Source organism: Sphaerisporangium sp. NPDC049002 (genome assembly GCF_040649355.1).
Classification (GTDB): Bacteria; Actinomycetota; Actinomycetes; order Streptosporangiales; family Streptosporangiaceae; genus Sphaerisporangium.
In genome coordinates this window covers 20986-46309 of the sequence record NZ_JBEZFH010000016.1, presented here as the reverse complement: position 1 = coordinate 46309, position 25324 = coordinate 20986, and the positions used below count along the sequence as shown (strand labels likewise).

Genomic DNA, 25324 nt, shown 5'->3' with positions numbered 1-25324 from the left:
CATTGATCACACAAGCCCCGTATGAAAGCCATTCAACCCTTTCCATAAGCCCGTGAGCAGGCGTTTCGGAGATCACTTCGCCCATGCCCGAGCCCGGGGCCAGGCAAGAAGATGGCAATGGAACACTTGACAGCATGCGCATCGTGTCCCTAGCGGGTGGAATCGGCGGCGCCCGTTTTCTTCGCGGACTCCTGGCCGCCATCCCCGACGCCGACATCACCGTCATCGGCAACACCGGTGACGACATCACCCTTTTCGGTCTTCGTGTCTGTCCCGATCTCGACACCGTGATGTACACCCTCGGCGGCGGCATCGACGAGGAGCAGGGCTGGGGCCGTGCCGGCGAACGGCACCTCATCAAGGACGAGCTCGCCGCCTACGGCATGGAGCCGCAGTGGTTCGGCCTCGGTGACAAGGACATCGCCACCCATATCGTGCGCACCCAGATGCTGAACGCGGGCTACCCCCTGTCGGCGATCACCGAGGCGCTCTGCACGCGCTGGCGGCCCGGCGTGCGGCTGATCCCGATGACCGACGACCGCGCCGAGACCCACGTGGTCATCAACGACGAGCAGGGCCGCCGCGCGATCCACTTCCAGGAGTGGTGGGTGAAGCTGCGCGCGTCGGTCCCGGCCGAGCAGATCCTGCTCGTCGGCGCCGAGGAGGCCAAGCCCGCGCCCGGCGTGATCGAGGCGATCGAGCAGGCCGACGTGGTGATCCTCCCGCCCTCCAACCCCGTGGTCAGCATCGGCACCATCCTCCAGATCCCCGGCATCCGCGAGGCCCTCGAAGCCAAGACCGTGGTCGGCGTCTCCCCCATCGTCGGCGGCGCCCCGGTACGCGGCATGGCCGACGCGTGCCTCACCGCCATCGGCGTGGAGACCAGCGCCCAGGCCGTGCTCGAGCTGTACGGCTCCCGCCTGCTCGACGGCTGGCTGGTCGCCGAACAGGACAAGGACGTCGCGCTCGAAGGGGTCCGCGTGGTGGCCAGGCCCCTGCTCATGAGCGACCTCGACGCCACCGCCGACATCGCCCGCGCCGCGCTTGAGCTGGCCCGATGAGCGGCGCGCAGGCGGGCCGGGCCGGACAGGTGGTCAGCGTCCGGGGCGTGCACGGGCTGCCCGAGGTACGGCCGGGCGACGACCTCGCCGAGCTGGTCACGCGGGCCATGCCCGGCCTGGAGGACGGCGACATCCTCGTCATCACCTCCAAGATCGTCAGCAAGGCCGAGGGCCGCGTCCGGAAGGGCGACAGCCGCGCGGCGGCCATCGCCGAGGAGACCGCCCGCGTCGTCGCGCGGCGCGGCGAGACCGTGATCGCCCAGACGCGGCACGGCTTCGTCATGGCCGCCGCCGGGGTGGACGCCTCGAACACCGAGCCCGGCACCGTGCTGCTGCTCCCCGAGGACCCGGACGCCTCGGCCCGCCGCATCCGGGCCGGCCTGAGGGTCAACGCCGGGGTCATCGTGTCGGACACCTTCGGGCGCCCCTGGCGCAACGGCCTGACCGACGTGGCGATCGGGGCCGCGGGCGTCCGGCCGCTCGACGACTTCCGCGGCAGGTCAGACACCTACGGCAACCCGCTGTCCGCGACGGTCACCGCGCTGGCCGACGAGATCGCGTCGGCGGCCGAGCTGGTCAAGGGCAAGCTCGACGGGGTGCCGGTGGCGGTCGTGCGCGGGCTGTCCCACCTGGTGACCGCCGAGGACGGCCCGGGCGTACGGCCGCTCGTACGGCCCGCCGACGAGGACATGTTCCGGTACGGCTCCGCCGACGTGCTGTTCGCCCGCCGCACGATCAGGGACTTCTCCCCCGAACCTGTGGACCCTGCGGCGGTCAGGCGGGCCGTCGGCGCCGCGATCAGCGCCCCGGCTCCCCACCACACGACGCCGTGGCGTTTCGTGCTGCTGGAGTCGCCCTCGGCACGCGAGAAGCTGCTGGACGCCATGCTGGAGGCCTGGATCCGCGACCTGCGCGCCACCGGCTTCACCGAGGAGTCGATCACGCGCAGGGTCAGGCGCGGCGACGTCCTGCGCAGGGCGCCCTACCTGGTGGTCCCCTGCCTGGTCATGGACGGCTCGCACACCTATCCCGACGACCGCCGCAACGCGGCCGAGCGCGAGATGTTCGTCGTCGCTATGGGCGCGGGCGTGGAGAACCTGCTGGTCCACCTCGCTGTCGAGGGCCTGGGCTCGGCGTGGGTGTCCTCCACGATGTTCTGCCGCGAGGTCGTGCGGGAGGTCCTCGACCTGCCGGAGTCCTGGGATCCCATGGGCGCCGTGGCCGTGGGCCACCCCTCCGCCCCGCCGCGCGACCGTCCCCCCCGGGACGCCGCCGACTTCGTCGTCACCCGCTGAGCCACCGCCGACGAGGAGGACCACCGCCACGTCCCGGCGGTGGTCACCCGCCTTCTGAACCGGGCCTTCTCAGCCGGGCTTGACGCAGGTGGGGTGGCACAGGCGGCGGGCCAGGGCGCTCAGGAAGACGTCGATGATCTCGCCGGGCCCGGTGGCCACGTGCAGGGACCCATTGGTGATCGAGGTGATCTCACCCAGGGCGGCGCGGTCGACGTTCCTGCCGAAGGCCAGCACGATGATCTGCACGGGGTGGTCGGGGTCCCAGTCCTTTCTGAGCCTGTCCACCAGCGCCTGCCGGGAGAGCCCCTTGCCGTCGTCCCTGCCGGCCGTGATGACCAGGAGCGAGTTGTTCATCGCCGGGTCGTACTCGTCGGTCACCTCGCGGAACCCCGCGAAGATCGAGTCGTAGAGCGAGCTGTCGCGGCCCTTGTACGCCTTTAGCGTCTGGGTGAACCGGTCCAGGCGGCTCTGCCTGGTGAGCTGGTCGTCCTCGCCGTCCGGCTGGGTGATCGGCCCGAGCCGGACCAAAGAGCGGTACCCCTTGCCGCCGTCCAGCCCGTCCGCGAACTCCCACAGGCCCATCCGGGTGGAGCCCGGGAAGAGCTGGAGCCCGAGGTGGGTGGCCTTGAGCGCCACCGACAGCGGGGTGTCGCCCTTGCCGCCCGCGATGGGCTCGGCCATGTGCCTGGCGGCGTCGGCCAGCACCAGGATGTTGCTCGGCGGCGCGAGGCGGCTCCACGCGTCAAGGGCCTCGTCGATCACCAGGGGCGTGATGGACGGGCGCGGCCTCGGCTGACCGGCCGGGATCTCCGGCCCCGCGTCCAGCGGCGCGTCCTTGCCGTCGGGGAGGCGGAACCCGCCGCCGCGCACCGCCGTCCTCACCTCCGCCGAGGTCAGCCAGTTCCCGAAGAGCCGCGCGCCGGCCGAATCGGCGGGGTCCGAGGAGGTGACCACGTACGGGTAGTCGAGGATGATCGTGCCCTCTTTGGGGGTGAGCGCCACGACGGGGTCGGCGGAGGGCGTCCGGTTGTGCAGCCACACCGACTGCTCGGGCACGACGACGACCGGCCGCTTCCAGAACGAGTGGTCGTCCACGGCGGCGAGCATCGAGCGGTAGTCGGGGGCCGAGCCCGCCTGCGCCATCCGGACGAAGGCGGTCAGCTCCTTGTCCCCCCGGCCGCCCTCGCCCGCGATGTCCCTGGCGGCGGCCACCGTGGCGATGCCGGCGCCCGCCACCGACGGGTCGGGGACGCGGACGATGTCCGGCTCGTCCTCGGTCGGCTGGAGCCGTCCTCTCGCCGTGGCCGGGAAGACCATCTCCCAGCTCATCTCGGTGTTCCCGGTGGCGAACCGCTGGGCCAGGGAGCGCCTGGTCGCGAACACCAGCGGCGAGGTGGCCACCACGGTCTCGCTGGGCGCCACGCCGGGCGCGCCCTGCTTGCGCGCGAGCCGGATCCACGCGGAGGAGTCGGCGATCCAGGCGTCGGGCCGCTGGGCGAGCACCCCGGCCCGGTCGCCGATCAGCGTCCGCAGCACGGGCGCCGGGGACTGCTCGGTGACCTGCACCAGCACGCAGCGCCCGTCCACGGCCGCCCTGGTCGCGTTGAACCGCCCGGCGGCCTCCATGGCGACCGGGGCGATGTCCACCGCGGCGTCCACGCCGACGAGCACCGGGTCGCGGGACGAGCACGAGCCCTCCCCGCGCCGACCGGCCCATACGAGCGCCCCCGCGACCAGCACGACGACGATGACCGCCGCCAGCGGGCCGCGGCGCCCGGTCCGCCGGCGCGGGGGCTCGAAGACCGGTTCCGCGCGGTGCCGACCGTGTCGACCTGTCGCCACGGGTTCGCCTCTCGGTGTCTCGTGTTACAGGGAGGAGTCGGACGATTCTCCCAACGGACACCGTAGACAGCGCAAGTATCCCCAAGACGGAAATGGAGAACTTGTTATACCCGTGTCTGATAAGCCTTCCGGTCGGACGGGCCGCCCCTACTGCGCCAGCAGGGGGATGGTCCTGCGCACGCTGCGGCAGACGCCGTCGCTGGCCCTCGCCGCCGCGACGCGCTCCTCGGACGGCCGGCCGTACCCGGTGACGCGCTGGCGCAGCGGGCGTCCGGTGGGCGCGACCATCGCGGCGATCTCGGTGATGGTCTTGTACGACCCGTTCTCCGAGCCGGCCATGCGGCTGATCGTCTCCTCCATCAGCGTGCCGCCCAGGTCGTTCACGCCGCCCGACAGCACGGCGCGGCACAGCTCGTCCTGGAGCTTCACCCACGAGCACTGGATGTTGTCGATCGCGCCGTGCAGCATGATCCGCGCGAGCGCGTGCACGGCGCGGTTCTCCCTGGGGGTCGGGCCCGGCCGCGCGATGCCCGCCAGGTAGATCGGCGCGCTGTGGTGGACGAAAGGCAGCAGCACGAACTCGGAGAAACCGCCGGTCTCCTCCTGGATGCGGCGGATCAGCCGGATGTGCGCCACCCAGTGCGCGGGCGTGTCCACGTGGCCGTACATCATCGTCGAGGTCGTCGGGATGCCCACGCGGTGGGCGGTGGTGACGACGTCCACCCACTCCCTGGTGGGGAGCTTGCCCTTGGTCAGGACCCAGCGCACGTCGTCGTCGAGGATCTCGGCCGCCGTGCCCGGCAGCGAGTCGACCCCGGCCTCCTTCGCCGCCACGAGCCAGTCGTGGACCGACATGTTGGTGCGGCTCGCGCCGTTCATGACCTCCATCGGCGAGAAGGCGTGGACGTGCATCTCCGGGCACCGCTCCTTCACCGCCCTGGCGATGTCGAAGTAGGCCGTGCCGGGCAGGTCGGGGTGGATGCCGCCCTGCATGCACACCTCGGTCGCCCCCGCCTCCCACCCCTCGGCCGCCCGGTCGGCGACCTGGTCGAGGGACAGGGTGTAGGCGTCGGCGTCGGTGCGCCGCTGCGCGAACGCGCAGAACCGGCAGCCGGTGTAGCAGACGTTGGTGAAGTTGATGTTCCGGTTCACGACGTAGGTGACGTCGTCGCCCACGGCCTGCCTGCGCAGGTCGTCCGCGACCCGGCACAGCTCTGTCAGGTCGGCCCCGTCGGCGCTCAGCAGCGTGAGTGCCTGGTCGTCGGTGAGACGCGCGGGGTCCGAGGCGGCGCGGCGCAGCGCCTCACGCATGTCGGCGGCGATCGCGGTGCCCGCCGGCGTCCCGTTCGGGGCGGGCGTCCGCTCGCGCAGGGCGTCCCAGTCACCGTAGACGTTGTCGAAGTCGTCGCGCCTGTCCTGCGTCCGGCCCGTGGAGTCCACCTCGACGTGCAGGTCCGTACGGCCCGTCGAGGCGAACCCGCCGTCGGGCTCCTGCCACGGCAGGCCGGCGGGGAGCACGCCCGGAAGGGCCAGGCCGGTCTCCGGGTCGGCCAGCGCTGCCACGTGGCCGCGCAGGCGCGGGTCCAGCCAGGGCTCGCCCGCGAGGACGTACTCCGGGTAGATCGTGAGCCGCTCCTTGAGCGTGAACCCGGCCTCGGCCGTGCGGGCGGCGAGCTCCTCGATCTGCGGCCAGGGGCGCTCGGGGTTCACGTGGTCGGGCGTCAGCGGGGAGACCCCGCCCCAGTCGTCGATGCCGGCCCTGATCATCAGGGCGTACTCGTCGCCGATGAGGTTCGGGGGCGCCTGGACGCGGGTCCTGGCGCCGAGCACGAGCCGGGTGACCGCGATCGTGGCGGCCAGCTCGTGCAGGTCGGCGTCCGGCATGCCGCGCATGGACGTGTCCGGCTTGGCGCGGAAGTTCTGCACGATGACTTCCTGCACGGCCCCGTACTCGCGGGCGACGCGGCGGATGGCGAAGATCGACTCGGCGCGGTCGGCGACGGTCTCCCCGATGCCGATCAGGACGCCCGTGGTGAACGGCACGTTGGTGCGGCCGGCGTCCTCCAGCACGCGCAGCCGTACGGCCGGGTCCTTGTCGGGCGAGCCGTAGTGCGCCTCGCCCTTCTCCTCGAACAGCCGCCGGGAGGTCGTCTCCAGCATCATGCCCATGGAAGGGGCGACCGGCTTGAGCCGCTGCAGGTCGCTCCAGGTCATGACGCCCGGGTTGAGGTGCGGGAGCAGCCCGGTCTCCTCCAGCACGCGGATCGCCATGGCGCGCACGTAGGAGAGGGTGTCGTCGTACCCGTGGGCGTCCAGCCACTCCTTGGCCTGGTGCCAGCGGTCCTCGGGGCGGTCGCCCAGCGTGAACAGGGCCTCCTTGCACCCCATGGCGGCGCCCTGGCGGGCGATGTCCAGCACCTCGTCGGGACTGAGGAAGGCGGCGGGAAGCTTGCCGGGAGCCGTGGCGAACGTGCAGTAGCCACATCGGTCGCGGCACAACCTGGTCAGGGGGATGAAGACCTTGCGGCTGTAGGTGACGATCCCCTCCCTTCCCACCGAGGCCAGCCCAGCGTCCCTCACGCGGCCGGCGTATTCGAGGAGCCGGTCCAGGTCGGCCCCTCGGGCATGCAACAGAACCGTGGCCTCCGTCACGTCGAGCGCCTTGCCGTCTCTGGCCCTGGCCAGCGCCCGCCGCATCGCGGCGTCTGTAGGGTTCACGTCCATGGAACGCACAGTACGGAATCACCGCGGCCCGGCACTCGGGCGGGGTCCCGCCGACCGGCAAGGGGTTTAGCGGTCCTTAAGAGTAAGACTGACGAATTCTCGATAGACGTAAACATATGCGCGGGAACACACTTACAGAGTCACTCCTCCGCGATCCTCCAAAAGGAGACTCCGATGTCCTGGTTGGTCCTCGCCTTCATCGTCGCGGCGGCCCTGCTCGCCCCGCTCTTCGGCGCCGACACGCGCGACGGCCGCGACTGGAAGTCAAGCACGCCGCAGGCGCCCGACGAGCGGCGCTCGTACCCCGAGGGTCCGCCGGTCAGAAGGCTCGATAGTCGCGAACGGCCATCCGAGGGCCGCGCGCCGGTGGCCTGCGCCCGCCGAGTTCCAGCAGGCGGATGATCCTGTGGCGGTGCCCCCGGTAGGGAGCGAGCAACTCCAGCATCCCGGCGTCGTCGGTCTTCCTGCCGGTCAGCGACCACCCGACCAGCGACGGCAGGTGGTAGTCACCGACCGAGACGGCGTCCGGGTCACCGTGGGCGCGCTGCCGCGTCTCCGCCGACGTCCACACCCCGATGCCGGGCAGCGCCCGTAACAACCTGTCCGCCTCCGCCGGCCCGGACGCCTCCAGTCTCTCGGCGTGCAGGGCCGCGTTCACGATCGTCCTGGCCCGTACGGCCTCCGCCCCCGCGCGGTGCCAGTCCCACGAGGGGACCTTCCGCCACACCTCGGGCTCGGGGAAGACCCGCATGGTCGCGGGAGCCGGGCCCGGCGCGGGCTCGCCGTACGTCCGCAGGAGCCACCGCCACGCCCGCCACGCCTCCCGGCCGACGACCTTCTGCTCCAGCACCGCCGGCACCAGCGCCTCGAACACCCGCAGCGTACGGCCGACGCGCAACCCGCCGTACCGCGTGGCCAGCTCCCTGATCAGCGGGTGGCCGTCAGGCCCCAGCCGCTCGATCAGCCCCTGGAAGCCGGAGATCTCGTCCTGCGCGCCGAGGAGCTCCGGCAGGGTCTCCAGCATCCACTCGGCCCCCCGGCCCCACGCCTGGGCGACGACGACAGCCTCGCCCGGCCGGACCGTGACCCGGAGCGTGCCCGCCCCCTCGGGCGTGCGGCAGGTGCGCCAGATCGCCCTGTCGGGTGCGAGCTGCCAGGCGGGGTCGCCGCTCCCCCGGCGATGCGGCGCCATCGTCGGCTCCACGTCGAGGGCCCGGCCCGGGCGCCACCAGCGTTCTCGCACGCTGCCAGGCTATGGGCGCCCCGGCTCCCGCGCGTACGGTGGTCGTCGGCCGAGAACGGTCTCCTGTTCTATGTGGAGGGAGAACGCGGCGGACCCCGCCCGCACGGCTCAGGCCCGCCGCGCCGGTCTATCGGGCGCGTCCGAGCAGGATCCGTTCCCACAGCATCTCGGCGTCCGGGTATCGCATGCGCTCGGTGTCGCTCGTCTTCACCTGATCGCTGATGGGCGCGGCTCGGGCTTTGCGGCGTACCCACGCCCGCCCGCCGCCGGTCACCAGGTAGTACACCCTGAGCCGGCATTCGCACGTCCAGCGCAGCACCCGGGTGCGCTCCTCCCCGCTCCATGCGGGAAACCAGGTGACCCGGTCCGCTCCGCCTGTGCCCCGCCACCGGGGGATGTGCACCCCGTGGTCGGCGTTGCCCTGGAAGGCGCTCAGGTACGTCTCCAGGCGCTCGCTCACGGCGCGCCCGCCGAGTACCGCGCCCGGTGCGCGATGTCGTCCTGCGCCGCCAGCTCCATGGCCAGCGCTACGACGTCACCCCGGGCGATGCTCGGGACCAGGCCCGCGCACCGCTCAGAGGGGGTCAGCGGGACACGCCGGAAGGCCCACCAGCCCATCGAGCTGCCGTCCGGGCGTAGGGGTCTTGTGATCCTCCAGGCCGGGTTGTCCTGGTTGAGCACAGCGAGCTGGCGTTCGACGCGTGACGGCGTCACCATCCGGTCGCCACCGTGGCGAGGGCCTCCTGTTCGGCGATGGCCATGCAGACCTGGGCGAGGTCGTCCCCGTCGACGGTGCGCCACGCGCCGGCCTTCTCGGCGGCGGGCTCGTAGGGGCGGTGCCTGCTCGCCCAAAATCGTCCTTTATCCGACTTGAAGACGGACCACCCGACGATCGCGGGGTTTTCGTCGCTGCCCGTAGGCTTTCCCATTGGGTTGCACCTCCAGCGTGCGGCCAAGGGGACCCGTACGGCGTGACCGCGCCTGCGGGTCCCCGCTTTAGCGCAGAGCCGCACTCGCGTGACGGCCCCATCGCGCAGAGTCACGCCTACGACGGTAGGGCCGCCTTGATCGCCGTCACAGGGACGAAACCCACTACTCGCAGCAGTGCTGTCACGTCGCGATTAGTGCGCGACCCCCACGAAATCGGCCAACGCGTGGATGCCACGCGGCGGGGTGGGCCTCCCCAGCAGTTCGCGAACCACGACCTTGGCCAGGCCGGCGCGACGCAGCCACTCCGGCGCAGCCCGCCGGACCGCGCGGAGGGTTTCGGTGGCGTCGTTGTCGCGGTAGGTCTCCATCTGCGCCTGAGCGACGTCGAGCAGGAACCATGCCTTCCAGGAGTCAGGGGTCTTGCCGGTCATGGGCACGCGGCGGGCTAGTTGTAGCGCCGTACCCCATTCGCCTGCGGCCGTCTCGACCGCCACGGCTTGCATGGCCACGGATGTGGGTCCGAACACGCTGGTCCATCGGTCGGTGGAGTCATCCCCGACGCGCTGTGCCGCAGCCTGAGCGACGTTCAGCAGTTCCCGGGCAGCGTCATATCGGCGATGCCGGGCGTCGGCGGCTGCGGCCGACAGCAGTAGCCCGCCGTACACCGCGACATGCCCCGCCGAGGATGAGCGGAACCTCGGCTCGATCGAGTCGGCCGAGGCGATGGCGACGTGCTCGGAGTCGCCCAGTCTGCCCGTGCGCATGAAGATCCAGGCAACGCTGTTGGCGATCATCGCGGGCAGCAGCGGATCACCCGACCCTTGGGCGGCGGTGCGCGCCCGGTCCAGCCCGAGGAGTGCGAGGTCGTCCATCTGCATCCGGGCGAGGACGTGCGCGCCGAGCTGGCACGTCTTCGCCAGTACGGCGCTGGCCTCTTGGGCTTCGCCGTTGGTGTGCTCCCGGACCGCTATGCGCGCTTCCGTCAGCAGTCGGGGCACGACCTCGGCCAAGGCGGTGAACTCGCCGCGGTGGTAACTGCCCCACGCGTCTTCGACGGAGCGGCGTAGAGCGCCGACGCCGGGCGGGGTGTCCTCTTCGTCATCGTCGGTCGAGGGCAGAAAGTCGCTGACCGGCAGGAGGGACTGGCGCAGTGCGAGCAGTCGCGGGTTCTCCCGGTCCTGCTCCTGGTCGATGCCCAGTAGTAGCGCCGAGGTGTCCACGCCCAGGGCGTTCGCCAGCGCGTTGATGGTTGAGAGGCGCGCGGAATGGCGCTGACCCTGCTCCAGCTTGCGGATGGTGTCGACATGCACGCCGGCCCGCTCGGCGAGGACCTCTTGGTTGAGCCCGCGATAGCGCCGTGCGACCGCGAGTCGCTCGCCGATGGACATCTCTGGACGTAGGTCCATGGTGCTACGGTGATTCATAAGCCCTGGCCTTTCCTGGAGCGTCGCAACTTCAGGCTAGGCGCAGGGCTTTTCTCGTGCCAGGATCGCAGAGTTTTTGAGCCCGTCAGATTGACGGTGTCACGGATGACACCCTCCGGTCGCGAGGCAACCGTGGCCGAGACTGCCGCGCGCCGGTGAGGGCTCACTGAGTCCTCCATGAGTCCTGTCTCTTTCCCGGTGGCGTCGGTCTAGTGCTGCGAGGCTGGCAGGTCCGGCCGGGGAGTATGGCGAGCCCGGTACGCCAGGCCGGTGGGGATCAGCGGCAGCGTAACCGCCTCCAGCCAGTCCGGGAGGAACGCGATCAGCGAACGGTCGGCGTCGATGGTCTGCCCGGACCGCCCGTGCAGCGGTAGTCCGCCCGGACCGCTCGTGCGGTCAGATGTCGCTGGAGAAGCGGACCGCGCGCGTGGGCAGCGTCACGCCGGGCCAGACGCGGGCGCCGGCCAGCAGCTCGTTGCCGGGGCCGACGACCGCGCCGTCACCGATCACGGCGTTCCTCAGCACCGCCCCCGAGCAGATGCGGGCGCCCACGCCCACCACCGACTCGACCACCGTGGCACCGGACTCCACCACGCAGTCGGCGTACAGCACGCTCCCCCGGACGGAGGCGTCGGACTCCACGACGGCCCGGGGGCCGACCACCGTGCCACCGGCGACCTTGGCGTTCGGCGAGACCCTGGACTCCGGCAGCGCGAGGAACTCCCCGCAGGGACCGGGAAGCGCCGGAGACGCCAGGCGGCCCAGCACCAGATCGCACGACCCCTGGACGAAGGCCGCGGGGGTACCCACATCCAGCCAGTAGGACCGGTCGGCGTACCCGAGCACCAGCTCGCCGGAGGCGATCAGGCCGGGGAAGGTCTCGCGCTCGACGGAGACCACCTGGCCCGCCGGGATCTGGTCGATGAACGACCGCTGGAACACGTAGCACCCGGCGTTGATGCGGTTCGTCACGGGGTTCGGGGTCTTCTCCAGGAAGGCCGTGACCCGGCCGTCCGCGTCGCTCGGCACGCATCCGAACCTCGACGGGTCGTCCACCTCGGTCAGGTGGAGCGTGACGGCCGCCCCGCGCGAGACGTGCAGCCCGACCTGCTCGGAGATGTCGTGACCGGACAGGATGTCGCCGTTGAGCACGAGCACCGGCGCGTCGGATCCGCAGGTCAGCGCCTCGGCGGCGTTCCGGATCGCCCCGCCCGTGCCGAGCGGGCTCTCCTCGGTCATGTATTCGAGCGAGAGGCCGAACGCCGAACCGTCGCCGAAGACGTCGGCGAACATCGAGGCGCGGTAGGAGGTCGCGAAGACGACCCGGCGCACGCCGAACGACCTGGCCCTCGCCAGCTGGTGGGCGAGGAACGGGACACCGGCCGTCGGGAGCAACGGCTTCGGAGTGCTCAAGGTCAGGGGGCGGAGCCTGGTGCCCTGCCCGCCCACAAGGAGAATCGCCTCAAGGTGCGCCGACTCCGGCGAGTAGCTCTCCGTCACACCGTGAGGCTAGCTCACTGATCGACCGCACGTTGATAGGACACCATATGAGCCTCAGCCGACGCATCCCACGTGAACTCCCGTGAACGGGCGATACCGGAGGCGGAGAGCGACGCGCGCCGCTCCGGCGACTCCAGCAACGATTTCAGGGCGTCTCGGATGCTCTCGGCGTCCGGCTCGGTGTAGGCGACGGCCTCACCGCCCACCTCGGGCAGGGACGTGCGGTGGGTCGTGAGCACCGGCGCGCCGCAGGCCATGGCCTCCAGGACGGGCAGGCCGAACCCCTCGCCGCGCGAGGGGAACGCCACCACGACGGCGCCGCCGAGGAAGCCCGGCAGGTCGGCGAAGGAGAGGTAGCCGGGGCGGACGACCCGCACGGTGACGGGAAGCTCGCTGATCGCGGCGTTCACCTCGTCGTTCCAGCCGGCTCCGCTGGCCAGCACCAGGGCGGGCGGCGACGGCAGGTCGCTGACGGCCTGGCCGAACCCCTTGACGAGGTTCGGGACGTTCTTGCGGGGCTCGAAGGCACCGAGAAAGGCGACATAGGGACGGCCGTGCAGGCCGAGGCGGCCGGCCGTCCTCTTGATCTCCTGCTCGGACGGCTGGTGGAACAGCCCGGTGTCGACCCCGTGGTAGGCGACGTCGATGCGCGTCGGGTCGGCCGCGAGCACCCGTACGAGCTCGTCGCGGGTGGCCTTGGACGGCACGATGACGCGCGTCGCGTTGCGGACCGCCGTACGCGTGGCGGCGCGGAAGAACGACGCCCTGACGGTGTTGTGCTGCTCGGGCTCGGTGAACCACGTCACGTCGTGCACGGTGGCCACCGTGGGAATCCCGGTGTGCAACGGGATCGAGTAGAAGGGGGCGTGGATGACCTGCGCCCCGACCTGGCGGGCCAGCACCGGTATGCCGGTCTGTTCCCAGACCAGCCGGGTGCCCCTGCTGGAGATCGCCGGAGGCCCGGGGATGACGCGGGCGGAGGGGGCGATCTTGCCGTACCGCTCGGCGTCGGCCCGCTGGCAGACGACCGCGAGATCGGCGCCCGCCCGGTCGAGCGCGGCAAGGAGCCCGTCGACATAGCGGATCAGGGCCCCGCGATCCGCGGGAACGGCTGCGGCGTCGACGAGCACTCGGGGCGTCAAGAGCGATCGCTCCTCTCGGGTCTCCGGGCCGGTCAGGGACGGAGACCAGATGCGGGCGAAGGCCGCCTGCTCGTGCGAACCGGCAGGGTCACTGAAATGTCCCACCGGCTGCCGCCGGCACCGTCGCCGCCGATCCCCATCGACTTCACTCTATTGCGGGGCTCCCCAAATCCGTGAGAGAAATCACAGGCCATTTCATCCTTCTCGCCGGCGACCAATGGGGAAACATCAGTCGTTCCGAGCCGCCGCCGGCACCGTCTCGGCGCGGCGCGCGGCCAGGCCGGCGAGCCCGGCGCAGACGAGGTCCCCTGCCGACACGACCAGGCGCGAGCACAGCGCCGCCGCGATCGCCGAGCCCCCGTCGAGCACAGGCGCCAGCGCCGCCACCATGGCCACCTCGCGCACTCCGGCCCCGGCGGGAGCGACGAAGACGACGAACCCCAGGCACCAGGCGAGCGCGAACGCCCCGAGGGACAGCACCAGGGCCCTCGGCCCTGACGCGCCCAGCCCGGCGGCGATCAGCGCGAGGTGTACCCCGTACGCCGCCCAGCCCGCGAAGGCCCATCCGACCGAGGTGAGCACACCCCTGCGGGTCAGCGGGCGCTCCAGCGGGGGGCGTTTGATCAGCTTGAGCCCGAATCCGAGGACGGTGTTGACGACGCGGGGATGGAGGCCGGCGACCAGCAGGGGCAGCAGCAGGAGCAGCCACGCGTAGCGCGCCACCGAGTCGCCGGCGAACGCGGGCAGGGTCACGAGGGCCACCGCGAGACCACTGACCAGATAGATCGGATATGTCAGGAAAAAGGCGGCTGCACTGCGGGGTCGGGGGACGCCGAGGTCCTTGCCCATCTCCATCTGGGCGAGCACGGGCCAGAGCGACCCGGGGATGTACTTGCCGAGCTGGCCCACGAAGAACACCTTGGCCGCGTCGGTGAACCGCAGCGGCGAGCCGAGATCGGCCAGCAGCGCCCGCCACATCATCATCCCCGCCGTCAGCGCCGCCAGCACCGCGACCAGGGACCCGGCCAGCAGCGGCCAGGAGAGCCTGGTGAAGCCGTCGGCCACCTGGGTCCACCGCCCCGCGATCGCCCACGCCCCGAACCCCAGCGCGACCAGCAGGAACGCGAACCTGACCAGCTTCTTGCGCGTCACGGCGTGCGTACGTGCTCGGGAGGCCGCGGGAGGGCGGGGCCGAGGGGCCCGCGGGGCGTCTTGGTCGCCACCCAAAGGTAGGTCGGGACGACCGGCAGCAGCGCCCGCAGCGCCGTGCGAGGCGTCCTCGCCAGCGTGCCCTGGGCGGCGCGCCCGACGGCGCCGGGGAACAGCTCGGTGCCGGCGAACCGCTCCGGCGAGGCGAGCACGGGGAACGAGTAGTCCCAGACGTGGAAGTCCCCGAGCATGCGGCGCAGCCCGCCCCTCGTGCGGAAGCGCTCGTAGTAGTGGTCGGCCCGGCCGGACGCGCGGACGTAGCGATCGGCCAGCGACGGCGGCAGGTACGACAGGAACGGCAGCTTGTAGTGCGGCTCCATCACGCCGAGCCGGTTTCCGAGGCCGAGGTACAGCACGCCGTCGTCGGCGAGCACCCGGTGCATCTCCTTGACCACGGCGTCGGGGTCGACCACGTGCTCGTAGATGTGGTTGAAGACCAGCACGTCCAGCGACCCGTCGGGGAAGGGCAGCGCGGTGCCGTCGGCGCACACGAACTCGACCCTCTTGCCGAACCGCTCGGCCGCCCTGCGCAGGCCAGGGACGTCGATGTCCACCCCGAAGGCCCGGCGCGCGCCCGCGGAGGCCAGCTCGTCGGCGATGAACCCGGCCGAGCATCCGATGTCGGCGACGGTCAGCCCGTCGAGCACGGGGGAACCCGGATCACGGCCCAGGAAGTGCGCGAGCACAGCGATGATCTTGGCGGCCTTGCGGCGTCGCTTGGCCTCGTCCAGCATCGCGGTCTGGAGCTCGGAGTACTCAAGCTGCGCCACGCGTTCCTTACCCACGCCGCCCAAGAGTAGTGGGTTCGCGGTGCGGGCTCCGGTCCTATGTGTCGACCATGAACGGCTCCGCATGGGGTAACGATGCGGGAGAGGACCTACCGGCTGGTAACGAGTGATCGTACGCTGGGCGGATGCTGAGCCGCCTGCGATCGAGTCCCCTGCTCCGGGTGGGTCTGGCGCTCGTCGCCCTGGCTTTCCTCACGTACGGGCTGTCCAGGAACTGGAACGACTCCGTGGCCGCTCTCGGCAGGCTGTCGTGGTGGACGGTGGCCGGGTCCCTCGCCGCCGTCCTCGCCGGCCTCGGGTTCATGCTGCTTGCCTGGCGGGCCGTGCTGGCCGGGTTCGGCTCCCCGCTGCCGTCGCGCGTCGCCGCCAAGGTCCTGTTCATGGGGCAGCTCGGCAAGTACGTCCCCGGCTCTGTGTGGGCGTTCGCGGCGATGATGGAACTGGCCCGCGACCACGGCTCCCCGCCCCGCCGCACGTTCGGCGCGACGGTGGTGGCCCTTGTGACCTCGCTCGGCTGCGCGCTGGCGCTCGCTGCGGTGACGCTGCCGCTGACCTCGCAGGCCGTGGCCAGGCAGACCTGGTACCTGCTGCTGCTGATCCCGCTCATCGTCGTGGGCCTGCATCCCCGGGTGCTGACCTTCGGGCTCAACCTCGTGCTGAGGATCGCCAGGAAGGAGCCGCTCGACCGGGTGCTGCCGGGGTCGGCGATGCTGGTCGCGACCGCGTGGACGATGATCGGCTGGCTGTTCTACGGCGTGCACATCTGGCTGCTGCTCACCGACATGCGTCCCGGCGGCCCGTCGCTGTTCGCCGTCGCCGCCGGGGCGTACGCGCTCGCGTGGGTGACGGGCCTGCTCACCGTGATCGTCCCGGCCGGCATCGGGGTCCGCGAGGGCGCCATGGTGCTGGTGCTCGCGCCCGTCCTTGACGCGCCGCGCGCGCTGGTCATCGCGATCGTGTCACGGCTGGCCTTCACCCTCTCCGACGTCCTGTGGGCCGGGCTGGGCTTCCTGCTGGCGCGCGGTCATGCCTCCGAGGAGAGCAGGGCCTCGGCGTACGCCGACCAGTAGGGGTCGGGGTCCACGGCCTTCACGCCCTGGCGCAGCCGCTCGGGCTCGCCGTCCGCGTAGAACCGGGTGATCGCCTCGGTGAGCGCGCCGACGGAGCCGGGCTCGACGAGCAGCCCGTCGACCCCGTCGGTGACGTGGTCGGCCAGTGCCCCCACGCGGGTGGCGATGACCGGGAGGCCGTGCTCGTGGCCGAGCCAGGCGTTCTGGCTGGCCGTGGCGCTCCGGTAGGGAAGCACGAGGGCGTCGGCCCCGGCGAACAACGCGGGCAGGTCACCGGCGGGGACGTACCCCGGTCGCAGCTCGACCCGCTCGCCCAGGCCCAGCTCCTTGATCAGGGCGCGCGTCTCGTCCAGGCCGCCCCAGAACTCACCGGCGACCGTGAGCGAGACCCCCGGGACGGGTGCCAGCGCGCGCAGCAGCAGGTCGAGCCCCTTGTAAGGCCGGACCATGCCGAAGAACAGCAGCCTGTGCCGCACCCCTCCACCGGACCTGGCCTCGGCCTTCGTGGGCAGGTGCGGCGGCAGCGCGGCGACGCGGACCGGCGCGGGCGCCAGGTCGCGGGCGAGCCCCGCCTGCTCCTCGGAGTGCGCGAGCACCCGGTCGGCCCGCCGCAGCAGCGCCTTCACCAGCGGCGCGTCGTACGGCTTGCGCTCGTGCGGCAGCACGTTGTGGCAGAGCGCGACCACGGGGGTCCTGCGGCGCAGCCCGTACAGGATGCCCAGGTAGGCGGGCACCTGCACGGGGCTCAACAGGGTCAGCACGGCGAGGTCGGCGCCGCGCAGCCGGCGCCCGCAGCGGAGCCAGCCGTCGGGGCGCCGCCAGTCGAGGTCGCGCCGGATGCCAGGGAACGGCCGCCCCTCGGGCGCCGAGATGGTCTGCTGCCCGGGATACAGGAACGAGGGGTACTGCGCGCGCCAGGACTCGATCACGACGTCGTGGCCCAGGGCCGCCAGCCGGTGCGCCAGCTCCGTGGTGTGCTGCGCCCCGCCGCCCTTGTACGGGTAGGCGGGCCCGACGATCGCGACCCGCACGTCAGGCGCCCCGGGACCGGACGATCAGGTCGGCCAGGAGGGCCAGCGATCCGATGATCAGCCCGGACAGGACGAGCATCACCGTGCTCGCCGGGAAGTAGAACGGGTGCCGGAACATGTCGACGACGCCCTTGCCCAGACCGATCACGACCAGCCAGATCGCGGGCGGCATGAGCACCTTGAGCGGGTTGAAGTACATCACCATCCGCAGCACCTGCAGGATGTAGCGGTAGGCGTCGGAGATGAAGCTGAACTTCGACTTGCCCGCCCGCTTGCTGTACTCGATGGGCATGTAGTGCACGTCGTGCTGGTTCGACAGGAACGCCAGGGTGATCGTCGTCACGCAGGAGAAGCCGGGGGGCAGCAGGCGCAGATAGGGCAGGGAGACCGACTTCCTGAAGGCCCGCAGGCCGGAGTTCAGGTCGGGGATCTCCTGACCGGCCAGGCGCTCGGCCACCTTGCGGATGAACCACTTGGCCGGCACCCGGAGGACCTTGTGGGAGCCCTGCTCGCTGGTGCGCGCGCCGACGACCTGGTCGATCGTCGGGTCCTTCTCCAGGAGCTGCACGAGCTCGGGGATGCGCTCGTTGGGGTAGGTCATGTCGGCGTCGGTCCACACGACGATCTCGCCGAGCGCGTCCTGCGTGCCGATGCGCCGCACCGTGCCCGAGCCGCCGTTGCGGTGGAACGCCACGATGCGCATGCTCGGAAACCGGGGCGCGGCCTCCTGGAGGCGGGCGAGCGTCTCGTCGGTGGAATGGTCGTCCACGGCGACCAGCTCGTAGGTGTAACCGCTGACGTCCATGGCGCCGCAGATACGCTCGACCTCTTCGATGACGTGGTCCTGCTCGTTGTAACAGGGCAGGACGATCGTGACGTACGGCTTCGCTTCCACGGCGGATCCAGTCTCAGGCGTCTCGGTCACACTCACGTCGGGCGAGGATACAGTGCCGAGCCCGCCTTCGAATCCACCTCATCCTCACCTGGGCCTCTTCCCACCCACCCGGCCCCTACTCCGCGCCGTACGTCTCGCCCGGCCGCCGATCACTCGGCTCCGACCCTGCGGACGACCCGGACCCCCGGCATGTCCTTGATCGACTCGCCGACGACCTCGACGGCCCGGCGGTCGGTGAGCTTGACGTACAGCGACTCTCTCATGTCGTCCGCGCTGACGATGGCCGGGTCGTCCGAGGCGTCCGCGTCTCCGGAGGCATAGTGCTCGCGGATCTTCCTCACGTGGGCGTGGTCCTCGAAGTAGATCTTCTCCACCCCGGGGATGTCCCAGAGCCGGTCGACGATGGCCCGCTTCTGCGGCTCGGTCACCGATCGGTCGTCGATGCCGCCGCACACCAGCCCCGGGCCCTTCGCACACAGGTCGATCGCCACGTCGGCCTTGCCCTCCCAGAACATGGCCTGGGACCAGACGTAACTCACCCCTTCGATGGACCTCACCCGCGCGGCCACGCGAGCGTAGTCGCGGGTGCGCACCGTCCCTTCGAAGTTCGCCGGGCTGACGTAGGAGGTCTGGTCGGACGCGTCGCCCATCCCACTGATGACACGTGAAATCCAGAGGGACTTGTTCGGGTCGCCGCGAGAGACGAACCTCTCCTCGGAGAACCGGATCGTGGCGATCTCGGGAACGGCCCGCAGCGCGGCCTCGATGCCAGACGGCTTCTTGGCGGCCAGTTCAGCCGCCGGCGTGCATGCGGGGGATGGTGACCACTTGCCGCAAAGGCCGACCGTGAAGCCCAGGTGTTCGGGCCAGGGCCCGTCCGGCGGCGGCAGGGGCCTGCGTGAGCGGTCGTACAGGTACCAGCCACCGCCTCCTGCCAGTCCCAGCACGACGAGCACGGCCGTGCACACGGCCAGCAGCCTGCGGTGGGCCGATATCCAGGCCCGTAACCACGGATCCCGGTCGGGGTCGCCTCCGAACGACAGTTCCTCGGCCGAATGCGAGCTCGCGAGCGCGTCCATGAGGACCACTCTCGCGACCGGCGGAGTTCAAGGTCAACTCGGTGGGGGGAGGGCCATCCAGACGTCGATGCTCAGGGACCACGTGCCGTTCGGGGGGTCGACCAGGGAGCGCTCGTCCTGGCGGGTGCGGAGTCGCACGACCTGGGTGGCCGGGCCGTACGGCGCGAGCTGGGCAGGCTGGGCCGCGAGGACGACCGGGCGGCGGCCGGCGGAACGGATGCGCTCGGCCAGGCGCCTCACGTCGGCTGGGGCCGCGACGGTGATGTCGGCGTCGCGGCCCGCGGCGGCGCCGACATCACCCGACAGGCGGACCTGGGATACCGGCAGGCCGCACATGCCGCGTACGACCTGGGTGAACCGGTCGCCGGTGACGCGCTCGACGATCAGCACCGAGGCGTCGCGGGGCAGCGCGGCGCACAACCTCGCGACCGCCGCCGACTCCCCGCGCTCGACGGGTGTGAACGCCGTCCCGATCGAGGTCACCACGGCGGGGAGTACCACCAGCGCACCGCCCGCCGCGAGCAGCGAGCGCTGGACGCGCCAGCCGTACCCGGCCTGCCGCGCCCTCGCCCGCATCCAGCGCAGCCCCCAGACCGCCAGCAGGATCAGGCCGGGGACGATCACCGGTACGAGCCGCCGCGACGCGAAAGGATGGTCGGGCGTGATGGCGGGACGCCAGAGCGTGGTGACGGTCGTCCACGCGATGATCGCCAGCGGCAGCAGCCAGACGAACCCCCTGCCCCGCGCCATGCGCCGCGCCAGCACGGCCGCCGCCAGCGTGGCGAGCACGACGACCGGGACGCCGACGTACCAGATCACCCAATAGAGGGAGTTCTCGTAATAAAGACGGCTCGGATCGGGCGGCAGCCCGTTGGCGAGCTGCGTCATCATGATGAACTGCGCGTTGAGCACGTCGCCCTCGGCCCTCGCCACCCGATGGACGGTCTGCACCCAGGGACGTACGGCCAGGCCGAGCGCCACGAGGACCACCAGACCCGCCGCCAGCTCGGGCAGCCATCGCGCCGCCCTCCCCGTGCGCACCGCCTTCCACCCGATCGGGATGATCTTCGGCCCGAGGACCGCGCCCGCCGCCGTGGCCGCGAGGACGACCGCGCAGATGGCGAGCAGCGGGACGAGGGAGTCGGACAGGTAGCCGAGATAGGGCCTGGCCAGGAAGTAGGCCGCGACGAAGCCGAGCCCCACGCCCACGGCCAGGCCCCCGAGGAGCGGCAGTCCCATGCGCGCGTACCTCTCGCCCCGGCCGCGCCCGCGGCGCAGCGCGATCAGCAGCCCGGCGTAGGCCAACACGGGAAGCACGTCCCTGAGCCCGTCGATGCGCACCAGGACGGCCAGGCCGAAGACGAGCCCGGCGAGCGCCGCCGCGCGCGGGCGGGCGCGTGCGTCGACGGTGAGGGCGATGCCCCCGAAGATCAGAATCAGCGACGGGATCTCGCTGAACGTGGTGCGCGAGGTGTAGAGGATCGGCAGCGCGACCGCGAAGGCCAGCGCGGCGAGCGGGGCCCAGCGCGCCCCGACCAGCCGGGCGACGACGCCGGCGACGGTCAGCACGGCCAGGGCGCCGAGCACCGGGGGCGTCAGCAGCAGGCCGGAGACCCCTCCGATCCAGTGCCCGATGGCCTGGACGATCGGCGCGCCCGGCATGAACTGCGGCACGATCGCGCCGCCGTGGTCGTAGACCCCCACGCTGCGGGGGACCAGCGCCGGATCGCCTCCGCCGAACGCCGCCGTGCCGTACGGGATCGGCAGGGATCCGTGATCGGCCAGCCAGACGGCGTACTGGGCGTAGGTGGCGGGATCCCTGCGGATGACGAGCTGCTCGCTGTGGAACAGGCCGTTGAAGACGGCCGAGGCGGCGGCGATGCCGCAGGTGGCGGTGACGTGCCAGGCGGTGGCGTCGGCCGCCTCGTCCTCGCGGGCGAGACGCGCGCCGTACACGCACAGGGCGACCGCGAGCGCTCCGCCGAGCAGCAGCATGGGCAGCGGGCGGAACCAGCCGAGCAGGAGCAGGGGCAGCCCCGCGAGCAGCCAGCCCGCCAGGGCGAGGGCGGGCATGATCGACACCGCGGCGAGCACCCGGCCAGCCGACGGCCATCGCGAGTGATCGAGCCAGGTTCCGTCCATCTGTGTGCGCGAGCCTAGTCTCAGGAACGCTCCGCGTGGATGCGGGCACGTCCTGTCGGACCGGGTAGCGTACGGCCCGACCTCGTGGATCGTTCGTGTGTGGGGGTATGGAGTGGTGGCTGCCGGGTGGGACCGCGTCACGCGGACCGGCGGCAGCCTGTGCGAAACGGCCGGGCGGTTCATCGTCGGCGCTGTCGAGCGGTGGCGGCATGCGTGAACTGATCGGGGTGTTCCCCCCGGCTCCGCGGGCCGGTGGGGGCCTACGTGCCCTGGCCGGGCGGCATCGGTGGTTCGTCGCGGTGCTGTCGGCCGGGGCGGTGCTGCGGGTGGTGGCGATGATCGGTTATCGGCCCGCGCTCTGGTTCCCCGACTCCTACACCTACGTGGTCACCGCGATGCGACCCCGGCCCGACCTCGTACGGCCCGCCGGGTACTCGATGTTCCTCCGGCTGCTGGAGCCCTTCCACAGCTTCGGGTTCGTGGTGCTCGTACAGCACCTGCTGGGCCTGGCGACGGGCGTGCTCGTCTACGCGGCCGTACTGCGCCTGCGCGGCCGGAGCCGGGTGGGCGCGCTGGCCGCCGCGCCGGTTCTGCTCGACGCCTACCAGGTCGAGCTGGAGCACCTCCTGGTCTCGGACACGCTGTTCATGTTCCTGGTCGTCGCGGCCGTCATCGTCGCCATGGGGCCGTTGACCTGGCGTACGGCCTGCGCCACCGGCCTGCTCCTGGCGACCGCGACGCTCACCAGGACGGTGGGGCTGCCGCTGATCGCGGTCGTGGCGGCCTGGCTGCTGGTCCGGCAGGCGATGGCGGCACGCCGATGGGACACTCCACTGACCAGGGGGCTGCGTCTGGTGGGGGTGCTCGTCGTCGTGGCCCTGCTGCCGATCGCGGGGTACGCCGCCTGGTTCTCCTCGACGCACCACCGGTTCGGCATCGTGGGCTCCAACGGCGTCTTCCTGTACGCACGCACGATGTCGTTCGCCGACTGCGGCGTCATGCGCCCGCCGCCCGACCTCGCGGTGCTCTGCGACGGCACCCCGCCCGCGCGCCGGCCGCCGTCGCAGGAGTACGTCTGGGCCGCGGGCTCGCCGCTGGTCGCCCTGCCGGGCATCACCTTCACCGCGGAGACCGACCGGCTCGCGGGGCGGTTCGCGTTCCTGGCCCTGCGCAGCCAGCCGGTGGACTACGCGGCCTCGGTGGTGTCCGAGCTGGCCCGGTCGTTCTCCTGGGGCCGTCCGGTGTACCCCGACCAGGAGATCTACGACCACTACGAGTTCCCCGCCGTGACCCCCGCCCCGCCCGGCCGCGAGCCCGCCACCACCGGCGCGAAGTTCGCCGTGCGCTACGAGCGGGGTCCCATCGGCACGCGCGTCGCCGAGCCGTTCGCGGGCTGGACGCGGGCCTACCAGGACGTGGTCCGGCTGCCGGGCACGGTGCTCCTGGCGCTCCTGCTGGCGCCTCCCGTGGCCGCGGCCGTACGCCGAACGGCCGTACGCCGAGCCGTACGCCGAGGGGCCGTCCCCCGAGCGGCCGTACGCCGGCGCAGGGGAGAGCCTGCGGGGGCGCCGTGGACGCTGCCGTGGGTGACGTCCCTGTCGTTGCTGGTCATCCCCGCCGCGACCGCCGAGTTCGACTACCGCTACGTCCTGCCCGCGGTGCCGCTGGCATGCCTGGCCGCCGCACTCATGACCGCAGGAAAGAGGGATCGGTCAGACAGCCCACTACCTGCGAATTCTGTGAATTCCAGGTAAAGCAGCGGATTAGGATATTCCTGCAAATATCCTCCTGTCGGTAAGCTTGGCCGCCGTGTCGACCCCTCTGGAGTATTCATGATCATGAGCCTATTCACCCGATCATGCTGCCCAGAAGCGGGCCGGTGACCTAACCTCATGACGAAATGAGCGAGCACCGACACGGCGCCACGGTCAGGGACCAACGTGCGGATCCGGGCCAGCCCGGCCGCAGGTCGAGCCGAGGCCGGACGCCGGAACCCCCAGGCGGCCTCCCCCCCGCCGAGGCCGAGCGTCCCCGCCGCCGCCGGGGCGCCCCCCAGGGCCCGCAGGAGCCCCCGGGCCCCCAGCGCCCGGAGGATCCGTACGGCACCCGCGACGCCTACGGCACGCCGGAGGCCTACGACTCACGCGATCCCTACGGTGTGCGGGAGGCCTACGGCACCCCGGACGCCTACCGATCTCAGGAGTCCTACGGCCCCCCCGACGCCTACGGTGCGCAGGGCGCGCCTCCGGTCGAGGAGAAGCGCTCCCGCCGCAGGGGCGTCCCCGCCGAGCCCCCTCCCCCGCCGCCGGACGACCCCGGCCGGCGCGGGCGCCGCCGAGGCGGCAAGGCCCCCGGTGACCCGAAGACCGGGCGCCAGCGGGTCCTGGCCTACATCAGCATCGCCCTCACCGCCGTGCTGGTCCTCATCGCACTGACCGGGTACACGCTCTACCGCAACCTGCTCGGCAACGTCCGTACCGAGGACGTCAGCGGCGACCTCAACGCCAACCGGCCCGTCAACTCCACCGGCGCCCTCAACGTGCTGCTCGTCGGGTCCGACTCCCGCGCGGGCGACAACAAGAAGTACGGCCAGCACATGGCCGGCGAGGGCGAGCGCACCGACACGATCATCCTCATGCACATCTCGCCGAACCGCGACAAGGCGACGCTGATCAGCTTTCCCCGCGACTCGATGGTGCAGATCCCGGGCTGCAAGAACGCGCGTACGAAGGTGTCGATCGCCCCCCGCGTCGACATGATCAACTCGGCGTTCAACGAGGGCGGCATGGCCTGCACGATCAACACGATCGAGGCGACCACCAACATCCGTGTCGACCACTACATCAAGGTCGACTTCACCGGCTTCAAGGCCATCGTCGACTCGCTCGGCGGCATCCAGATCTGCGTGCCGCAGGCCGTCCACGACAAGCAGGCCAAGCTCGACCTCCAGGCGGGCAAGCAGATCGTGAAGGGCGAGACCGCGCTCGCGTACGTGCGTGCGCGCCACTCCCTCGGTGACGGCAGCGACATCAGCCGCATCAAGCGCCAGCAGATCTTCCTCTCGCAGGTGGCCAAGAAGGCGACCAGCGGCGACACCCTGACCGATCCCGCCAAGCTCCTGAACCTCGTCAGAGCCGCCGCCCAGTCGGTGGTCATGGACCCCCAGCTCGACGTGGACACCCTGATCCAGATCGCCCAGAGCGCCCGAAGCCTGACCGCCAAGGGGGTCAAGTTCGTCACGGTTCCCTGGGAGCCGTACCCCGCCGACAAGAACCGCGTCCAGTGGAAGCAGCCGGACGCCGGGAAGATGTTCGAGTCGCTGCGCACCGACGTCGAGGTCACCCCGACGGCCAAGCCGAGCGCGGCGTCCTCCGGCTCGGCCGCGCCCGCCAAGCCCGCGATCAAGCCGGGCGAGGTGCGCATCCAGGTGGTCAACGGCACCAACACCGCGGGCAGGGCCAAGGAGGTCGCCGAGGCGCTGGCGGCGCAGGGCTTCAAGGTGACCCAGGTGGGCGACGCGCGCAAGCCCGACGGCACCGACCGCCCGCAGACCATGGTGCTCTACGCCAAGGGCGCGGCCGCGGGACCCGACTACGCCGCCCCTGTGGTCGCGAAGCTGCTGACCAAGGTCACCCCCGCCGCCGGCAAGGTGACGGCCGGGCTCATCACCCCCTTCACCCCCACGGTGGCGCCCACGCCTTCCACCGCCACTCCCGCACCCGGCAGCCCGGTGATCCAGTTGGTCATCGGCGCCGACTTCAAGGGTGTCAAGGTGCCGGTCACCATCCCTGACAGCGCTCGCGTGGTCGACTCCAAGACGGACGTCTGCAGCACCTGAGCCGATCAAGGAAACGGCCCGGTTCCCCTGTGGGGCCGGGCCGTTTCTCATGATTCCCTCAGGGTTGAACTTCTGACTCCGTCGCGACAATCCCTGACGAGGGCGTTATGG

At 71.5% G+C, this 25324-nt stretch carries 20 protein-coding genes; 5 read left to right on the top strand and 15 right to left on the bottom strand.

Annotated elements, in window-relative coordinates; all coding sequences use genetic code 11:
• Positions 1 to 134 precede the first annotated feature (134 nt).
• Positions 135 to 1061 (top strand): 2-phospho-L-lactate transferase, encoded by a 927-nt coding sequence (gene cofD, locus AB0B89_RS06205; protein WP_358548887.1) that lies wholly within the window; start codon positions 135 to 137, stop codon positions 1059 to 1061.
• Positions 1058 to 2356, top strand: coding sequence for a coenzyme F420-0:L-glutamate ligase (locus AB0B89_RS06200; protein ID WP_358548884.1), 1299 nt, complete (start codon positions 1058 to 1060; stop codon positions 2354 to 2356). Before cofD ends, AB0B89_RS06200 begins: the two co-directional genes overlap by 4 nt.
• 69 nt (positions 2357 to 2425) lie before the next feature.
• Here the strand turns inward: AB0B89_RS06200 and AB0B89_RS06195 are convergent, their stop codons facing one another.
• The 11 genes from AB0B89_RS06195 to AB0B89_RS06145 form a co-directional block, all read right to left on the bottom strand.
• A complete protein-coding gene (locus AB0B89_RS06195) occupies positions 2426 to 4198 on the bottom strand; it encodes a substrate-binding and VWA domain-containing protein (protein ID WP_358548882.1) in 1773 nt (590 codons plus the stop codon).
• Between the two features lie 147 nt (positions 4199 to 4345).
• Positions 4346 to 6922 carry a bifunctional FO biosynthesis protein CofGH gene (locus AB0B89_RS06190; protein WP_358548879.1) on the bottom strand — a complete coding sequence of 859 codons (2577 nt, stop codon included), beginning with the start codon at positions 6920 to 6922 and terminating at the stop codon, positions 4346 to 4348.
• Positions 6923 to 7241: 319 nt separating this feature from the next.
• Entirely contained in the window at positions 7242 to 8165 is a 924-nt protein-coding gene (locus tag AB0B89_RS06185) for a DNA-3-methyladenine glycosylase 2 family protein (protein WP_358548876.1), read from the bottom strand.
• Positions 8166 to 8292: 127 nt separating this feature from the next.
• Entirely contained in the window at positions 8293 to 8625 is a 333-nt protein-coding gene (locus AB0B89_RS06180) for a hypothetical protein (protein ID WP_358548873.1), read from the bottom strand.
• Positions 8622 to 8882 carry a hypothetical protein gene (locus AB0B89_RS06175; RefSeq protein WP_358548871.1) on the bottom strand — a complete coding sequence of 87 codons (261 nt, stop codon included), beginning with the start codon at positions 8880 to 8882 and terminating at the stop codon, positions 8622 to 8624. Before AB0B89_RS06175 ends, AB0B89_RS06180 begins: the two co-directional genes overlap by 4 nt.
• The gene (locus AB0B89_RS06170) at positions 8876 to 9094 is read right to left on the bottom strand and encodes a hypothetical protein (protein ID WP_358548869.1); all 219 of its coding nucleotides are present in this window, start codon (positions 9092 to 9094) and stop codon (positions 8876 to 8878) included. Before AB0B89_RS06170 ends, AB0B89_RS06175 begins: the two co-directional genes overlap by 7 nt.
• Positions 9095 to 9286: 192 nt before the next feature.
• Entirely contained in the window at positions 9287 to 10501 is a 1215-nt protein-coding gene (locus AB0B89_RS06165; RefSeq protein ID WP_358548867.1) for a helix-turn-helix domain-containing protein, read from the bottom strand.
• 414 nt (positions 10502 to 10915) lie between these two features.
• On the bottom strand, positions 10916 to 12019 hold the full coding sequence (locus AB0B89_RS06160; protein ID WP_358548865.1) for an NDP-sugar synthase: 1104 nt from the start codon (positions 12017 to 12019) through the stop codon (positions 10916 to 10918).
• A 14-nt stretch (positions 12020 to 12033) separates the two neighbouring features.
• Positions 12034 to 13161, bottom strand: a complete 1128-nt coding sequence (locus tag AB0B89_RS06155) for a glycosyltransferase family 1 protein (protein ID WP_358548862.1) — start codon at positions 13159 to 13161, stop codon at positions 12034 to 12036.
• Positions 13162 to 13389: 228 nt separating this feature from the next.
• Positions 13390 to 14313, bottom strand: a complete 924-nt coding sequence (locus AB0B89_RS06150; protein ID WP_358548859.1) for a lysylphosphatidylglycerol synthase transmembrane domain-containing protein — start codon at positions 14311 to 14313, stop codon at positions 13390 to 13392.
• A complete protein-coding gene (locus AB0B89_RS06145; protein WP_358548856.1) occupies positions 14310 to 15155 on the bottom strand; it encodes a class I SAM-dependent methyltransferase in 846 nt (281 codons plus the stop codon). Before AB0B89_RS06145 ends, AB0B89_RS06150 begins: the two co-directional genes overlap by 4 nt.
• A gap of 128 nt (positions 15156 to 15283) precedes the next feature.
• Between AB0B89_RS06145 and AB0B89_RS06140 the strand changes: the two genes are divergently transcribed.
• Complete coding sequence (locus tag AB0B89_RS06140; RefSeq protein ID WP_358548853.1) at positions 15284 to 16228, top strand: lysylphosphatidylglycerol synthase domain-containing protein; 945 nt, start codon at positions 15284 to 15286, stop codon at positions 16226 to 16228.
• Here the strand turns inward: AB0B89_RS06140 and AB0B89_RS06135 are convergent.
• From AB0B89_RS06135 to AB0B89_RS06120, 4 genes are all read right to left on the bottom strand, one after another.
• Complete coding sequence (locus AB0B89_RS06135; protein ID WP_358548851.1) at positions 16183 to 17259, bottom strand: glycosyltransferase family 4 protein; 1077 nt, start codon at positions 17257 to 17259, stop codon at positions 16183 to 16185. The genes AB0B89_RS06140 and AB0B89_RS06135 overlap by 46 nt on opposite strands.
• A 1-nt stretch (position 17260) precedes the next feature.
• Positions 17261 to 18154 carry a glycosyltransferase family 2 protein gene (locus AB0B89_RS06130; RefSeq protein ID WP_358548849.1) on the bottom strand — a complete coding sequence of 298 codons (894 nt, stop codon included), beginning with the start codon at positions 18152 to 18154 and terminating at the stop codon, positions 17261 to 17263.
• A 149-nt stretch (positions 18155 to 18303) separates the two neighbouring features.
• Positions 18304 to 19233 carry a permease-like cell division protein FtsX gene (locus AB0B89_RS06125; RefSeq protein WP_358548847.1) on the bottom strand — a complete coding sequence of 310 codons (930 nt, stop codon included), beginning with the start codon at positions 19231 to 19233 and terminating at the stop codon, positions 18304 to 18306.
• A gap of 33 nt (positions 19234 to 19266) precedes the next feature.
• Positions 19267 to 21375: a hypothetical protein gene (locus AB0B89_RS06120; protein WP_358548845.1), complete on the bottom strand. Its 2109-nt coding sequence runs from the start codon at positions 21373 to 21375 to the stop codon at positions 19267 to 19269.
• 209 nt (positions 21376 to 21584) lie between these two features.
• On the opposite strand from AB0B89_RS06120, the gene AB0B89_RS06115 reads away from it, so the two are divergent.
• Positions 21585 to 23129: a hypothetical protein gene (locus tag AB0B89_RS06115; RefSeq protein WP_358548843.1), complete on the top strand. Its 1545-nt coding sequence runs from the start codon at positions 21585 to 21587 to the stop codon at positions 23127 to 23129.
• A gap of 146 nt (positions 23130 to 23275) precedes the next feature.
• Positions 23276 to 25213, top strand: a complete 1938-nt coding sequence (locus tag AB0B89_RS06110; protein WP_358548840.1) for an LCP family protein — start codon at positions 23276 to 23278, stop codon at positions 25211 to 25213.
• Positions 25214 to 25324: the final 111 nt, after the last annotated feature.

Bases quoted from the DNA above. Each gene is read 5' to 3' on its own strand.
- cofD (WP_358548887.1), top strand. From the start codon at position 135: ATGCGCATCGTGTCCCTAGCGGGTGGAATCGGCGGCGCCCGTTTTCTT.
- AB0B89_RS06200 (WP_358548884.1), top strand. From the start codon at position 1,058: ATGAGCGGCGCGCAGGCGGGCCGGGCCGGACAGGTGGTCAGCGTCCGG.
- AB0B89_RS06190 (WP_358548879.1), bottom strand. From the start codon at position 6,922: ATGGACGTGAACCCTACAGACGCCGCGATGCGGCGGGCGCTGGCCAGG.
- AB0B89_RS06175 (WP_358548871.1), bottom strand. From the start codon at position 8,882: ATGGTGACGCCGTCACGCGTCGAACGCCAGCTCGCTGTGCTCAACCAG.
- AB0B89_RS06170 (WP_358548869.1), bottom strand. From the start codon at position 9,094: ATGGGAAAGCCTACGGGCAGCGACGAAAACCCCGCGATCGTCGGGTGG.
- AB0B89_RS06165 (WP_358548867.1), bottom strand. From the start codon at position 10,501: ATGGACCTACGTCCAGAGATGTCCATCGGCGAGCGACTCGCGGTCGCA.
- AB0B89_RS06140 (WP_358548853.1), top strand. From the start codon at position 15,284: ATGCTGAGCCGCCTGCGATCGAGTCCCCTGCTCCGGGTGGGTCTGGCG.
- AB0B89_RS06125 (WP_358548847.1), bottom strand. From the start codon at position 19,233: ATGGACGCGCTCGCGAGCTCGCATTCGGCCGAGGAACTGTCGTTCGGA.
- AB0B89_RS06120 (WP_358548845.1), bottom strand. From the start codon at position 21,375: ATGGACGGAACCTGGCTCGATCACTCGCGATGGCCGTCGGCTGGCCGG.
- AB0B89_RS06115 (WP_358548843.1), top strand. From the start codon at position 21,585: ATGCGTGAACTGATCGGGGTGTTCCCCCCGGCTCCGCGGGCCGGTGGG.
- AB0B89_RS06110 (WP_358548840.1), top strand. From the start codon at position 23,276: ATGAGCGAGCACCGACACGGCGCCACGGTCAGGGACCAACGTGCGGAT.